Source organism: Acinetobacter sp. Marseille-Q1618, assembly GCF_902809855.1.
In the GTDB taxonomy this organism is placed as follows: domain Bacteria; phylum Pseudomonadota; class Gammaproteobacteria; order Pseudomonadales; family Moraxellaceae; genus Acinetobacter.
Genome location: NZ_CADDWJ010000001.1, coordinates 1,407,957 through 1,422,657, shown reverse-complemented (window position 1 = coordinate 1,422,657; position 14,701 = coordinate 1,407,957). Strand labels below are relative to the sequence as shown.

Annotated in this window: 13 protein-coding genes; 9 read left to right on the top strand and 4 right to left on the bottom strand. The window is 37.2% G+C overall.

Annotated features, from left to right (window positions below):
- Positions 1-27 precede the first annotated feature (27 nt).
- The 3 genes from HUS24_RS06725 to HUS24_RS06715 all read right to left on the bottom strand — a co-directional run bounded on the left by HUS24_RS06725 (position 28) and on the right by HUS24_RS06715 (position 3,278).
- Entirely contained in the window at positions 28-1,347 is a 1,320-nt protein-coding gene (locus HUS24_RS06725; RefSeq protein ID WP_173911286.1) for an adenylosuccinate synthase, read from the bottom strand.
- A gap of 72 nt (positions 1,348-1,419) precedes the next feature.
- Positions 1,420-2,586 carry an ATP phosphoribosyltransferase regulatory subunit gene (locus HUS24_RS06720; RefSeq protein ID WP_173911285.1) on the bottom strand — a complete coding sequence of 389 codons (1,167 nt, stop codon included), beginning with the start codon at positions 2,584-2,586 and terminating at the stop codon, positions 1,420-1,422.
- Between the two features lie 125 nt (positions 2,587-2,711).
- On the bottom strand, positions 2,712-3,278 hold the full coding sequence (locus HUS24_RS06715) for a cysteine hydrolase family protein (protein WP_173911284.1): 567 nt from the start codon (positions 3,276-3,278) through the stop codon (positions 2,712-2,714).
- A gap of 118 nt (positions 3,279-3,396) precedes the next feature.
- Here HUS24_RS06715 and HUS24_RS06710 point away from each other — a divergent pair, with 118 nt between their 5' ends.
- From HUS24_RS06710 to HUS24_RS06700, 3 genes are all read left to right on the top strand, one after another.
- Entirely contained in the window at positions 3,397-3,801 is a 405-nt protein-coding gene (locus tag HUS24_RS06710) for an AsnC family transcriptional regulator (protein WP_173911283.1), read from the top strand.
- A 136-nt stretch (positions 3,802-3,937) separates the two neighbouring features.
- Positions 3,938-4,801, top strand: coding sequence for a DMT family transporter (locus HUS24_RS06705; protein WP_173911282.1), 864 nt, complete (start codon positions 3,938-3,940; stop codon positions 4,799-4,801).
- The gene (locus tag HUS24_RS06700; RefSeq protein WP_173911281.1) at positions 4,794-5,486 is read left to right on the top strand and encodes a DUF2711 family protein; all 693 of its coding nucleotides are present in this window, start codon (positions 4,794-4,796) and stop codon (positions 5,484-5,486) included. Before HUS24_RS06705 ends, HUS24_RS06700 begins: the two co-directional genes overlap by 8 nt.
- Positions 5,487-5,543: 57 nt before the next feature.
- On the opposite strand, the gene HUS24_RS06695 is transcribed toward HUS24_RS06700, so the two are convergent.
- Positions 5,544-6,770, bottom strand: coding sequence for a pyridoxal phosphate-dependent aminotransferase (locus tag HUS24_RS06695; protein WP_173911280.1), 1,227 nt, complete (start codon positions 6,768-6,770; stop codon positions 5,544-5,546).
- 222 nt (positions 6,771-6,992) lie between these two features.
- Here HUS24_RS06695 and HUS24_RS06690 point away from each other — a divergent pair, with 222 nt between their 5' ends.
- The 6 genes from HUS24_RS06690 (at position 6,993) to gyrA (ending at position 14,595) form a co-directional block, all read left to right on the top strand.
- Positions 6,993-7,175, top strand: coding sequence for a hypothetical protein (locus tag HUS24_RS06690; protein WP_173911279.1), 183 nt, complete (start codon positions 6,993-6,995; stop codon positions 7,173-7,175).
- A gap of 596 nt (positions 7,176-7,771) precedes the next feature.
- The gene (locus tag HUS24_RS06685; RefSeq protein WP_065994844.1) at positions 7,772-8,524 is read left to right on the top strand and encodes an electron transfer flavoprotein subunit beta/FixA family protein; all 753 of its coding nucleotides are present in this window, start codon (positions 7,772-7,774) and stop codon (positions 8,522-8,524) included.
- A gap of 17 nt (positions 8,525-8,541) precedes the next feature.
- Positions 8,542-9,474 (top strand): FAD-binding protein, encoded by a 933-nt coding sequence (locus HUS24_RS06680; protein ID WP_173911278.1) that lies wholly within the window; start codon positions 8,542-8,544, stop codon positions 9,472-9,474.
- A gap of 517 nt (positions 9,475-9,991) precedes the next feature.
- On the top strand, positions 9,992-10,423 hold the full coding sequence (locus tag HUS24_RS06675) for a hypothetical protein (RefSeq protein WP_173911277.1): 432 nt from the start codon (positions 9,992-9,994) through the stop codon (positions 10,421-10,423).
- A gap of 267 nt (positions 10,424-10,690) precedes the next feature.
- Positions 10,691-11,182 carry a DUF2147 domain-containing protein gene (locus HUS24_RS06670; protein WP_173911276.1) on the top strand — a complete coding sequence of 164 codons (492 nt, stop codon included), beginning with the start codon at positions 10,691-10,693 and terminating at the stop codon, positions 11,180-11,182.
- A gap of 413 nt (positions 11,183-11,595) precedes the next feature.
- Positions 11,596-14,595, top strand: coding sequence for a DNA gyrase subunit A (gyrA, locus tag HUS24_RS06665; RefSeq protein WP_173911275.1), 3,000 nt, complete (start codon positions 11,596-11,598; stop codon positions 14,593-14,595).
- The last annotated feature ends 106 nt before the right edge of the window (positions 14,596-14,701 follow it).

The window sequence follows — 14,701 nt, the reverse complement described above, 5'->3', positions numbered from 1 at the left end:
AGACTCTTTTTAGAAGTTAATTATTTATTAAGCATCAAAAGGATGACGTAAAATAATCGTTTCATCACGGTCAGGGCCAGTTGAAATAATGTCGATAGGACACTCGATCAATTGTTCTAAACGTTTTACATAGTTGATTGCATTTTGTGGTAATTGCTCTAATGATTTTGCACCAAAAGTAGACTCTGACCAACCTGGCATAGTTTCGTAGATCGGTTTTAAAGTTTCAAATGCAAGCGCATCTGTAGAGCCTTCACAACCACAATCTGCAGCTTCATAACCCACACAGATTTTTACTTCTTCTAAACCATCTAATACATCTAGTTTAGTTAAGCAAATTCCTGAAAGTGAGTTTACATCAACTGAACGACGTAAAATTTCAGCATCGAACCAACCACAACGACGTTGACGACCTGTAGAAGCACCAAATTCAGCACCCACAGTACCTAAATGCTTACCAATCGCATCACCGACATCATTTGCTGCGTCATAGACCAACTCAGTTGGGAATGGGCCAGCACCGACACGTGTGGTATAGGCTTTAGTGATCCCTAGTACATAATCAAGATGTAATGGACCTAAACCTGAACCAGAGCTTACGCCACCTGCAGTCGTGTTAGATGAAGTCACATACGGATATGTACCATGGTCAACGTCAAGTAATGAACCTTGCGCACCTTCAAACATGATATTAGCACCATCTTTACGATAGTCGTGCAATGTCGTAATCACATCAAGAACTAAAGGTTTAACCACTTCACGCCATTGGTCACAAAGTGCAAGTACGTCTTCAACTTTAACCGCTTCAACACCAAAGAATTGAGTTAACTGGAAGTTATGGTACTCAAGTAACTCTTCAAGTTGTGCTTTAAGATGTTCGCCACCACGAACCAAGTCAGCCACACGAATTGCACGACGTGCAACTTTATCCTCATAGGCTGGACCGATACCACGACCTGTTGTACCAATTTTCGCATTACCACGTTTTTTCTCACGTGCTTGGTCTAATGCAATGTGGTGCGGAAGAATCAATGGGCAGTTTGGTGAAATACGTAAACGTTCACGAACTGGAACACCTTCTTTTTCAAGAATGTCCATTTCTTTGATCAACGCTTCTGGTGAAAGTACTACACCATTTCCAATTAAGCACAGTACGTTTTCACGTAAAATACCAGATGGAATGAGGTGAAGAACTGTTTTCTTACCACCCACGACAAGTGTATGACCTGCGTTATGTCCACCTTGATAGCGAACTACCGCAGCTGCTTGATCTGTGAGCAGGTCAACGATTTTACCTTTACCTTCGTCGCCCCATTGGGTACCGAGTACCACAACACTTTTGCCCATAATAGCCTCATTACATCATGCTGTTAAAATTGAAAACCTCATACCAATGACATGAACACTGGCATAAAGCGATTAAATTTTTTCGACTTTCCATTCACCTGCAACATTCAATAATTGATGCGTTGCATTGGGAATTGAAGTTAAATCATCTTCACCTAATAACTGGATTACGCTCAGACCATTGCGACGTACTTGTGCAATTGCAGCCAACAATGCTGCATCTGTACCTTTGGGCGCAACAATTTGCTCAATCGCTTGAAATTGACCTGCACACAAAGCATATAAGTCACATGAGAAACCTGTTGCAGGGCGCGCACGACCGAAATGTTCACCAATACCATCATAACGACCACCTTGAGCCAACGGTGCAGCACGATTTGGTGCGTAGACTGCATACATTAAACCTGTGTGATAATGATATGAGCGAAGTTCTACGACATCGATGCCGATGTGAAGATTTGGCCAACGTGCTTGAATTTCTACTTGTGTGGTTGCGAGTGCGTTGAAGGCTTGCTTAAATGCTTGGTCTTGTAGAATTTCAGCACTTAAATTGCTTTGTAATGCAGTTAAATCACTTGCATAACGACCCAAAGCATAGAAGTCCGAACCAAATTTTAATTCTTTGGTAAATTCAGCCAGTTCTGGTAAAGCTTTACGTTGATATAAATCTGAAAGTCGACGTTCGGTGGTTTTATTCAAGTCAGCATGTTTAACCAAGCTACGGAACAAACCGACATGTCCTAAATCTAAATGGACACCCTCAACTAAGTTTGCTGTTTCGATCAAACTCAGCATTACGTCGATCATTTCAACGTCAGCGTCAATGCTGTCTGAACCAAACAATTCTGCGCCAAGTTGCAAAGGCGCACGTGTGGTATTAAAACCTTGTGGTTTTGTATGAAGTACTGTTCCTGCATAGCAGTAACGAGCTACACCTTCTACTGGATGTACATGCGCATCAATACGAGCCACTTGCGGTGTCATATCGGCACGCACACCAAGTAAACGACCTGTCAATTGGTCGATGACTTTAAAAGTGGCTAAGTCTAAATCTTGATTCGATTCTGAAAGAGAAGAGAGAGATTCGATGTATTCGATAAACGGTGTGTACACCAATTGATAACCTCGAGAAGCGAGGAAATCTAAAGCGTTACGGCGCAAGGTTTCAATTACTTGCGCTTGCTCTGGTAATACATCAGCTACACCATCAGGTAATAACCATGTCTCTGAAATGGGCATGTTGTAAACCTAAATCCTGTCAGCGCGGAAGTAATCCGCATAAAAAAATCGGGAGCACACCCGATTTCTCTTATTTTAGCACGTTCAATTTCTTCATGCACTGAGATTTTTAAGTTTTCGCAAGCTTATTGCTTTTCTGATGATATCAATGTTGATAAATAAGATGCAGTGCTGTGAACTTGAGCAAACATTTGAAATGCAGAAAGAAAGGATGTTTGCACATCAAGAGCTTGAACAGTTCGATCTGCATAACTTAAATTTCGCGTAGCAGTTGCATCCGAAATCACGATGGACTGATAACCTAATTCTGCTGCGGCGCGTGTAGTAGCATCTACACACATATGTGTCATCATGCCTGTAATAACAAGTTTTTGAATACCTAAATGGCTGAGTATGGCTTGTAAGTTTGTTTGAAAGAAGCTATTTGGGAATGCTTTTTCAACAATAAACGAATGATCTTGAACAGCTAAATTTGGGTGTAACTTTACACCTTCAGTATTTTTTTCAAAAAATGGCGCAGGAATTTCAGCAAAAATATGTTGGATATAAATGATAGGTGCATTGCTTAATTGAAATTCCTTTTCCAAAATAGAAATGTTGGTAAGCGCTTTTTCAGGCTGAAACAGTGCCATTCTTCCATCTGTAAAATAATCATTTTGTACATCGATTATTAGTAATGCTGTCTGATTCATTTTAGATTCTCATTAATTTAAGTTGTTATAACCTTAAACAATGCTAGATTCATTGCACAGTCAGTAATGAAAGACTTTATAAAATACAACTTTCAATTTGAAAGTTTTGAGGATAAAAATGTTAGAATTAGATGCAATTGATCTAAAAATTTTAAATATTCTTCAGTTAGATTCTAGACTAAGTCATAAGGATATAGGTACACAAGTACATCGAACAGGACAAGCTGTTGGTCAAAGAATTCAACGATTAATTGATCTAAATGTAATTGAAAAATACACAATAAAAATCAATTACTCCGCAACACAATTTATTCGCATCATGATGGAAAATAACCAATTCTCAGCTTTTGAAGAGTTTTTAAAAACATATCTACAAGTTGAAAAAAGTTATAAAGTTTCTGGCTCTGCTTGTTATATGTTGATCAGCCATTTTGAAATATCCGAACTCAATCTATTTATTGAAGCACTTTCAGAATGGGGACATTATTCAGTTGATCATGTAGTGCGATGTATAAACAACTGAAAGAAAATTGAATAACTAAAACTATTTAAGACCTTATATAAGATATGAGATAAAAGAATATTTGCGTATTTTTTCAGAGCAAGTTAAAACGAATCATGTGATATTTAAAATAAAATTTGCATGAGAATGTTTAAGGATGAACTATAAGATTGCATTGGCGATGCTTGCTTTCGCTGCAAATTCTGTTTTGTGTCGGTTAGCTTTGGCACAAAATCAAATCGACCCAATGAGTTTTAGTGTGGTACGCGTATTAAGTGGCGTGATTGTGCTAAGTATTTTATTTGCTATTACAAATTATCGTCTTAAGCAAAAGTTAAAACTAAATTGGAATATAAAGCATGGTTTTTTCTTAGCAGTTTATGTTGCTGCTTTTTCATTGGCATATGTCAAAATTAATGCAGGGGTAGGTGCATTAATCCTTTTCGGTACAGTTCAACTCACGATGGTTATTTATGGATTGTTACATGGTGAGCGGCTGAATTTAAAAAGTGGTAGCGGTTTATTGTTAGCAATTATCGGCATCATTGTTTTATTGTTACCTGGGGCAAGCGCACCAAACTTGATGTATTCCGTGATTATGCTGATCTCTGGTCTGGCATGGGCAGCATATAGTATTTCAGGTAAGGGGGCAGCTAATCCTTTAGTCAGTACTTATAGTAATTTTATCATCGCTTTACCTTTAGTTTTGATCTTTAGTTTATTTTTTATTGAAAATATACACGTGAGTTCACAAGGAATTATTTTAGCAATTATTTCAGGTGGGCTGGCATCAAGTGGAGCTTATGTGTTGTGGTATTCGATTTTAAAGTATATTGATCGGATTACTGCAAGTACTGTTCAGCTGAGTGTACCGTGTTTATCTATTATGGGTGGCTCACTTTTTATTGGGGAAATGATTGGCTGGAGAATCATATTTTCATCTGTGCTAGTTTTATGTGGTATTCTTTTGGTGATTTTTTCAGCATCAAGCAATAATAAGAAGAAGATAGAGAATGAATAGAAATAGCGTATTAATCCCTGAAATTTACGCCTCTAACCCTCAGGATGGAAAGATTCTAGAATATTATAAAGGATATTTTGAGGCTGTTTATATTATGCTTCATCCATTCTACCGAGGAATCAGTATGGATTTGGAGTCAATAAATAATGATAATTGGCCAACTGATCAAGAGCTACGTGAAGGTTGTGAGTCTGTTTCATGGCGAGAAGTCATAAAATTAACTAAATTTCAGAATTTTTCTCAAATAGATATTGGATTAAGGACATTATTTGGTGCTTTAAATAAAGATGTTGCTAATGAAAATTATGCTTTGGAATTAGAGCGCTTATTTATAGATAATAGGATTCTTTATCCTGATGCAACAGGAATAATTTCACCTTTTCTTTCGGATGCAATTCTCAAGTGTTTGCATAAATTGAATTATACTAAACTTTGGCAAGTAGATGAGTTTTCTTATCATCCAGCAACCCTTTATAATTTAGAAGAATTATTAGCTTCTCAACAAACTCATCACTGTAATTATACAGAAGATCACAAGATTTTATTTGCTACTCATTGGGATAGCCAATGTACATTTTTATGTTCTTCTAAAGAAATTATTGAAAAAATTTTAGAGATTTATCCCTTTGAAGGTTTTTTCTGTACTCCTAATACAGAGGTTTACTGGGGGTTATATGATATTTAAATTATAAAAAAGCCCACAATAATTTGTAGGCTTTTCATATCTATTTTTTAGTGTAGATTATTTCTCAGCTTCGATAGATGCAATCGCAGCATCCACGCCTTTGATTGAATCAGCCGCTTTTTTGATACGTGCAAGTGCATCAACCAACACTTCGTCAGCAGTCGCATAAGAAATACGCATATAACCACCTAAACCAAATGCATCACCGGGAACAACTGCAACACCAGTTTCTTCCAATAACCATGCAGAAAATTCTGTGCAAGATTTTAAACCTTTAGCACGAATCAATGGACGGATATTCGCATAAGCATAAAATGCACCATCAGCAGGAAGGCAAGTGATGCCCTTGATGTCATTCAAACCATTTACAACCAAGTCATGACGACGTTTGAATGCTTCAATCATTGGTTGAAGTACGTCTTGAGGACCATTCAATGCAGCTTCAGCAGCAACTTGTGAAATAGAAGTTGGGTTTGAAGTTGATTGAGATTGGATTTTTTTCATCGCACCGATGAGTTTTGCAGGACCTGCTGCATAGCCGATACGCCAGCCAGTCATTGCATAAGCTTTCGATACACCATTTAAAACAATTACACGGTCATAAAGATCAGGTGCAACAGTTGCGATGTTATAGAATTCGTCATCCCAACGGATTGGTTCGTACATATCATCAGAAGCAACTAGAACTTCTGGATATTTACGAAGTACTTCAGCCAAAGCTTCAAGTTCAGCTTTGGTATAAATCATACCTGTCGGGTTAGATGGGCTATTTAAAACTACTAAACGTGTTTTGTCTGTGATTGCAGCTTCGAGTTGTTCAGGGGTGATTTTGAAGCGTTGTTCTTCGCCACATTTAACAATTACTGGAACACCTTCAGCGATGATCACCATATCTGGATAACTTACCCAATAAGGTGCAGGAATGATTACTTCATCACCTTTGTTTAACAAAGCAAGCGCCAAGTTAAAGAATGATTGTTTACCACCACAAGACACCAAGATTTGGTTTGCAGCGTATTCTAAGTTGTTATCACGTTTTAATTTCGCAATGATTGCTTTTTTAAGCCCAGGCGTACCGTCAACAGCAGTGTATTTGGTAAAACCGTTATTAATTGCTGCAATTGCTGCATCTTTGATGTGTTGTGGGGTGTCGAAATCAGGTTCACCAGCGCCCAAGCCAATAACATTCTTGCCAGCAGCTTTTAATTCAGCAGCTTTATTGGTTACAGCAAGAGTAGGGGACGGTTTGATGGCATTTACACGATCAGAGAGACGTACGTCCACGGCAGTATTCCTTCTTATGGGGATTAAAAATAAAAAAGCACACCATAATAGCTTAAAAATTCCGAGTTGGTCGCGTAAAATCTAAGCAAATTCACCAAAAAATCACGAAAATCAAAAATTAATGTATCAATAAAATACAAACAGGCTATATAAATAGCGTGAGAACTCGCATCAAGGCATAAATTTTCGTACAATATGTGCAGTTAAAATTGAGTGAATCTGATGAGCACCCAAAATACGCCCAAGAAAAAAGCTGTGGCAAAGTTACCTTTCCCAGTGAAACAAGCCAATGATGCGAAGCCTGCTGATGAAGATGTGGAGGGCATGCGCCCAAAACCACAACAATATGCAGATCGGACATGGATGCCACCTCGTGGTACACGTCGTTCGATGGGTAAGCGTTAAAGCGTTAAAAGACAGGCAATCGCCTGTTTTTTATGGATAGTATTTTAAAATACGGTTTGAGTAGATTTATTACCCTTTGAAAAGTTATATTCACATTTGAGTTGTTGAGTGGTCTGTATTTTATAAGCGCAGAAATACTTATCTTCTCATTCAAATTTTAAAATTTATTGGTTTATTTATCTTGGAATTAATCTTAATCTAAAACTAAAATTGTGAATAAACGTAAAAAAAAGTAATTATTTTTGGTCTTATATCTTAAATGACATTTCTTGATATATGGCATCAATAAATTTTAGCGAAAAAAAATAGATTTTAATTTATGGCTGTTAAATCTTTAAAAACTCCTTGAGAATTATTTTATAATTTTATTTAATAAAATCAATATATTAATAAATGTTAAATAATAATTTTAATAAATAGAAGCATTTGTAAAAAATATTTTGAACTGTGCGTTCAACTATTTTTACGCTTTTTTACATCACTTTGGTGAATTGTGACTTGACCGAAATGCCAAATAGGACACCTAAATAATTTTAAATGAAGGGTTATTATAACTCTTCTTAACATTTACTTTTGCTAAAACAGCCGAGGATTACATGAAGGCTCTTGTTGCTGTAAAACGTGTGGTTGATGCCAACGTTAAAGTTCGCGTTAAACCGGACAATAGTGGGGTAGACCTTACTAACGTTAAAATGTCAATTAACCCATTCGATGAAATCGCAGTGGAAGAAGCGGTTCGCTTAAAAGAAAAAGGAACTGTTTCTGAAATCGTAGTGGTTTCGATTGGTGCTAAAGAATCACAAGAACAAATCCGTTCTGCGATGGCATTGGGTGCAGACCGTGGTATCTTAGTTGAAGCTGATGAAAGCCAACTAGGTGCTTTAGAAGTTGCTAAAATCTTAAAAGGTGTTGTTGAACAAGAACAACCACAACTCATCCTTTTGGGTAAACAAGCAATCGATGACGACTCTAACCAAGTGGGTCAGATGCTTGGTGCATTGTTAAATGCTGGTCAAGGTACTTTCGCATCAGAAGTGAAAGTTGAAGGCGACAAAGTTCAAGTGACTCGTGAAATTGACGGTGGTTTACAAACTGTTGAGCTTGGTCTTCCTGCGATCATCACAACTGACTTACGTTTGAATGAGCCACGTTATGCTGCGCTTCCAAACATCATGAAAGCACGTAAGAAACCGCTTGATACTAAGTCTCCTGCTGATTATGGCGTTTCTCCAGCAACTCAACTTAAAACAGTTAAAGTTGAGGCACCTGCAGAACGTAAAGCTGGCGTACAAGTGAAATCTGTTGATGAGCTTGTAGAAAAATTAAAAAATGAAGCGAAAGTGATCTAATACAGAAGGATAAAATCATGAGTATTTTAGTTATCGCTGAGCACGACAATAAAGCACTTAACGGTGCAACATTAAACGTTGTTGCTGCGGCTCAAAAAATCGGTGGTGATATCACTGTACTAGTTGCAGGTTCAGGTGCACAAGCTGTTGCTGATCAAGCTGCTAAAGTTTCAGGTGTAAGCAAAGTATTGCTTGCTGACGATCCAGCTTATGCAAACCAATTGGCTGAAAATGTAGCAAAACTTGTTGCAGAATTAGGAAAAGGTTATAGCCATATCCTTGCTGCTTCTACAACTACAGGTAAGAACATTCTTCCACGTGCTGCTGCACTATTAGATGTAAGTATGATTACTGACATCATCGCTGTTGAAGGTGCTAAAACTTTTAAACGTCCAATCTATGCTGGTAACGCAATTGCAACTGTAGAATCTTCTGAGCCAGTTGTTGTTGCAACTGTTCGTGGTACTGCATTTGATGCTGTTGCTGCTGAAGGTGGTTCTGCTGCGGTTGAAGCAACAACATCTACAGGTGATGCGGGTATTTCTAAGTTTATTAACGAAGAAATCGTGAAATCTGAACGTCCAGAATTAACTGCTGCACGTATCGTTGTTTCTGGTGGTCGTGGTGTAGGTTCTGGTGAAAACTACCATAAAGTACTTGATCCACTTGCTGACAAGCTTGGTGCTGCACAAGGTGCTTCACGTGCTGCGGTTGATGCTGGTTTCGTTCCAAACGATATGCAAGTTGGTCAAACAGGTAAAATCGTTGCACCTGATCTATATATCGCTGTAGGTATTTCTGGGGCAATTCAGCATTTGGCAGGTATGAAAGATTCTAAAGTGATCGTTGCGATTAACAAAGATGAAGAAGCGCCAATCAATGCTGTTGCTGACTACTGGTTAGTTGGTGATTTGAATACTGTAGTTCCAGAATTGGTTTCTAAACTTTAATTCTGAAATTTAAGTTTCAAAAAAGACGCTCCTAAGAAATTAGGGGCATTTTTTATGTATATTGATTTATTAAAAATAAATGATAAAAATGAAAATGAATTTAAAATTCACACAAGACCATATTTTTAAAAGAATCATCGTTTTCAGTCAGCCTTGCTTATGAGTGCGATTATGCTCGGAATGGTCTATACCATGAGAATGAATATGGTGGATGACCGCTTCGGTATGATTGTTCATTCAATACTGAGTATAATATTTGGTTGTATAGCAGATAGCAGATAGCATGCCTTTTACTGGGAGATACTTTTAGAAAAGATCGGTCTAAAATATTGTCTACATTAGAGTCATTGGATGGTGGTGTGGATTTATTAGGAATACTCTTTAATTGTTGTTTATGTACTTTTTGGACTGGTCGCTTTGATTCTCACTTTCTTGTATCGATTGATTTTTGATAGAGAAAATATTTTAAGAAAATTGGATTGAAAACTTCTGTGAACATCAAAAGAGGATAAATACAATGAAATGTCACAAGTGTTATGCTGAAAATATCAATGAGGCGGTTAGATGTGGCATCTGTGGTGTACGCTTAAAGCATCAGAAATCTTTTGATGATTTTACGGGTAGTCAATACGTCCAATCTTCAATTCGACGTGAAACTCAAAAACCACATAGCTTTAAACAAGATTCAAATATAAAACTAAACCAAGGTTCAAATTCAAATCAGCATCAATTAACGAATGAAAATCTTCCGAATAATAAAGAGAACAAAACCAAAAATAAAAATAATCTAAGAAAATTACTGATCTCAGTACAAGAAAAAACGTTAAAAGCACAAGATAGAAATGTTGAATCGCCCTTGAGAAATAAAAAAGTATTATTTTTTATTTTATGGGCAATGATCATTTTTGTGGTATCGATAATTGATATTATGGGTAATTCTCATCCATAAATATCGACTATTTGGAACATTCATATTGATTCTTGTATGCTCTTTTGCGCATGAATTTATTTTTATCATTTAATTGTTAGTGAAAATTAATATTAAAACTTGAAGCTAAATTTAGATAAAAATTAGATGAATATTATTTTATTATTTAAAAATATTAAGCCTTATCAGTAGATTATTTTAAAAATAACAATTGTATTTTATTAAGGTACACGTAATATGAATCTTACTTCCAGTGAGGAAGGGTACATAATTCTTATAGGATATAAGATGAAACAGAATATTTTAAAAAAAATCGGGTTAATTGCTTTGTTGGGAATCGGGGCTTTAACACAGGCTTATGCAAGTTCATTAGCAGGGTATTGGAAAAGTGTGGATGATCGTACAGGGGAAGCATTGTCGATTATTGAGATTAAAAAAATGGAGGATGGAACTTATGGTGGTTTTATTGTTCATCGTTTTGCAACACCAAATGGTGCAACGCTGACACATTGTGTTAAATGTCCTGAACCATATAAAAATAAGCCACTTGTCGGTATGCAGATTTTATCTGGTTTTGTTGAAGATCCTAAAAAGCCAAATAATTTTATTCATGGTAAAGTTTTAGAAGCAAAAAGTGGAAAAATATTTGAAGGAAAAGGACAGTTAATTGCAGAGGGGCGACGTTTTCGTTTAAGAGGATTTGTTGGGGTTTCTATGTTAGGACGCACTCAAGTTTGGGTGAAAGTGAATGATCTAAAAACTGAAATAAACAAACCATAATTGCATCTCAGCATCTTAAAGACCTTCTAAATTATTTTTATAATTTGGAAGGTTAATCAGATTTTTCTAAGCATAAAAATACAATAAAACAATTAAGTGCATTTTATAAAGAAAATATTAGATCTAAAAATAATGATAAAGAAAAAATTAAAACATGAATTTTCAAATAATTTTCGCTGTCTTTTTACTTTGTTCTTCGTATGTTGTCTATAAAGTTGAAATCGGTGAATAAATAGACGCTTATATCTATAAATTTAACAAGATTTAGCTGTATTTTAAGCCACAAAAATGGAAGTTTTTGTGCTATAATTTTCGGCTGAATTTTAGATTTTGACTTATATTTTTAGGTCAAATTTTTTGCAAGATTGACGATATAAATCGAGTAACTTGGTTGCTTGAAATAAGGAGTATGCATGAGCGTATCGGAAACTAGACCGATTGCCATTGAGGATGAACTCAAGCACTCATATCTAGACTATGCGATGAGCGTTATTGTCTCACGTGCATTACCAGATGTACGCGATGGTCTAAAGCCTGTTCATCGTCGTGTGCTTTTCGCTATGCACGAGCTGGGTAACGACTATAACAAAGCGTATAAAAAATCTGCCCGTGTAGTTGGTGATGTGATCGGTAAATACCACCCACATGGCGACTCAGCTGTTTATGAAACCATTGTTCGTATGGCGCAAGATTTTAGTTTGCGTTATCAGTTGGTGGATGGTCAAGGTAACTTCGGTTCAGTGGATGGTGATAGCGCTGCGGCAATGCGTTATACCGAAGTCCGTATGCGCAAACTCACGCATGAGATTTTAGCTGATTTAGAAAAAGATACAGTCGATTGGGAAGATAACTACGACGGTTCTGAACGTATTCCCCAAGTGATGCCGACTCGTATTCCAAACCTTCTGATCAATGGTGCAGCAGGGATTGCCGTTGGTATGGCAACCAATATGGCACCGCATAACATGACCGAAGTTGTGAATGCGTGTTTAGCCTATGCTGATAATCCAAATATTAGTATCGAAGGATTGATGGAATATATTTCAGGTCCAGATTTCCCTACGGGCGGTATTATTTATGGTAAATCAGGCATTGTAGATGCCTATCGTACCGGTAAAGGTCGTTTACATATTCGTGGTAAATACCATTTTGAAGAAGATCAAAAAACTGGTCGTACTACGATTGTATTTACGGAAATTCCATATCAAGTCAATAAAGCAAAAACTATCGAACGTATTGCTGAGTTGGTGAAAGAGAAAAAACTGGAAGGGATTTCTGAGTTACGTGATGAGTCAGATAAAGAAGGTATGCGAATTGCCATCGACTTAAAACGTGGCGAAAATGCAGAAGTTATTGTTAATAATCTATTCTTAAATACGCAGCTTGAAAACTCTTTTAGCATTAACATGGTCTGTCTGGATAATGGTCAGCCTAAGTTAATGAATTTGAAAGACATCATTGCGGCGTTTATTCGTCACCGTCAAGAAGTTGTGACACGCCGTACGATGTTTGAATTGCGTAAAGCACGTGAACGTGGTCATATCTTAGAAGGTTTGACGGTTGCTTTAGCCAATATCGATGACATTATCGAGACCATTAAGACATCTGCGAATCCACAAGAAGCGCGTGAACGCTTACTTGCGGGTGAATGGGCAGGTGGAAATGTGGTGGCATTGCTTGAAAAAGCGGGTGCGATTTCAGTACGTCCAGATGAGATTGAGGGTGAAGATCCAAATCGTCCATTTGGTTTAGAGGGTGAAATTTACCGTTTATCACCTGCACAAGTGGGTGCGATTTTAGAATTACGTTTGCATCGTTTAACGGGGCTTGAACAAGATAAGTTACAAGCAGAATATTCAGAAATTCTAGGTCAAATTGCTGAACTTACAGCGATTTTAAATGACTTTAATTTGTTGATGGGTGTGATTAAAGAAGAGTTGGCGTTGATTTTGCAACAATATGGCGATGCACGTCGCACAGAAATTGTTGAATCACGTATTGATTTTTCACGTGAAGATTTAATTCCAGAAGAGCAAGTTGTACTTACTGTTTCTAAAACAGGTTATGCAAAAACTCAACCATTATCCGACTATGCTGCACAACGTCGTGGTGGTCGTGGTAAATCTGCGACTTCGATGAAAGAAGATGATTATATTCAACATCTTATTGTGACATCAAACCACGCAACAGTATTGTGTTTTACCAATGTCGGTAAAGTTTATCGCTTGAAAGTGTTTGAAGTGCCGCAAGCTTCTCGTGGTGCCAAAGGTCGTCCAATGGTGAATTTATTACCATTAGAAGCAGATGAAACGATTACAGCGATTTTACCTGTGATTGATGCACCGAAGAAATTTACAGAACGTTTAGCTGAGTTCAGAAATTTTGTGCGTTCAAACGTAGAAAAACTGCGTGAAAATGCCATCATTGAAGCACATTATGAAGCATTGAAAGTTGCATTCGCTGAATTAGGTGAAAATCCAGATGATTTATCTGATGCTCTTCGTAAGCAACTGAAAGAAATTGGATTAGAACTTTCTACAACTGATGTGCAAGATGATTTAATCGCTGAGTTTGCAGAACGTGTTGAAAGTGTTCGCAAAAACTTCTATGTGTTTATGGCAACTGCGTCAGGTACAGTGAAGCGTGTTGAACTCGAACAATTTGGTAATGTTCGTGCAAATGGCTTACGTGCGATTGAACTGAAAGAAGAAGATACTTTGATCGGTGTTGCAATTACTGATGGCGAACAGCAAATCATGTTGTTCTCAAATGAAGGTAAAGCAATTCGATTCTCTGAAACTGATGCACGTGTGATGGGACGTACCGCAAAAGGTGTCCGTGGTATGCGTGTAACACTTGCAGTGGCACAAGCGGAAGAAGATGAAACTGATGTAGATTCGGATGATGATGAGTCTACAGATTCAGCATTTATTAGTCGTATCGTATCATTGGTTGTTGTACCTGAAACTGGAGAAGTGCTGTGCGCTTCTGCAAATGGTTATGGTAAACGTACCCCAGTCGATGACTTCCCAACTAAGAAACGTGGCGGTAAAGGTGTGATTGCGATCAAAACATCTGAACGTAACGGAGAGTTGGTCGGTGCAGTTGCAATCGATGTGACCAAAGAAGTGATGTTAATTTCTGATGGCGGTACTTTGGTACGTACTCGTGCTTCTGAAATTGCACAAACAGGTCGAAATGCGCAAGGTGTTCGTTTGATCCGTTTGGGTGATGATGAGACATTAGTCGGTGTTGAAGCGATTGACGCGGTTGAAGAAGATGAGGAAATCATTGATTCAGTTGAAGTTACTGTTGATGGTGAAGCATTAGTGGATAATGAAAAACTTGTTGGTGATGAAACAATCATGGATGAAGGTGATACTGATTCTATGGATAATGATGCTGATGAGTAATTTTTGAGATTTGAAAAAGAGTGCTTAGGCGCTCTTTTTTATTTTGTTATTTTAAGATTAAGTTCTTGGATATATTTGCCTTTCGATCAACTTGATGTATTAATGA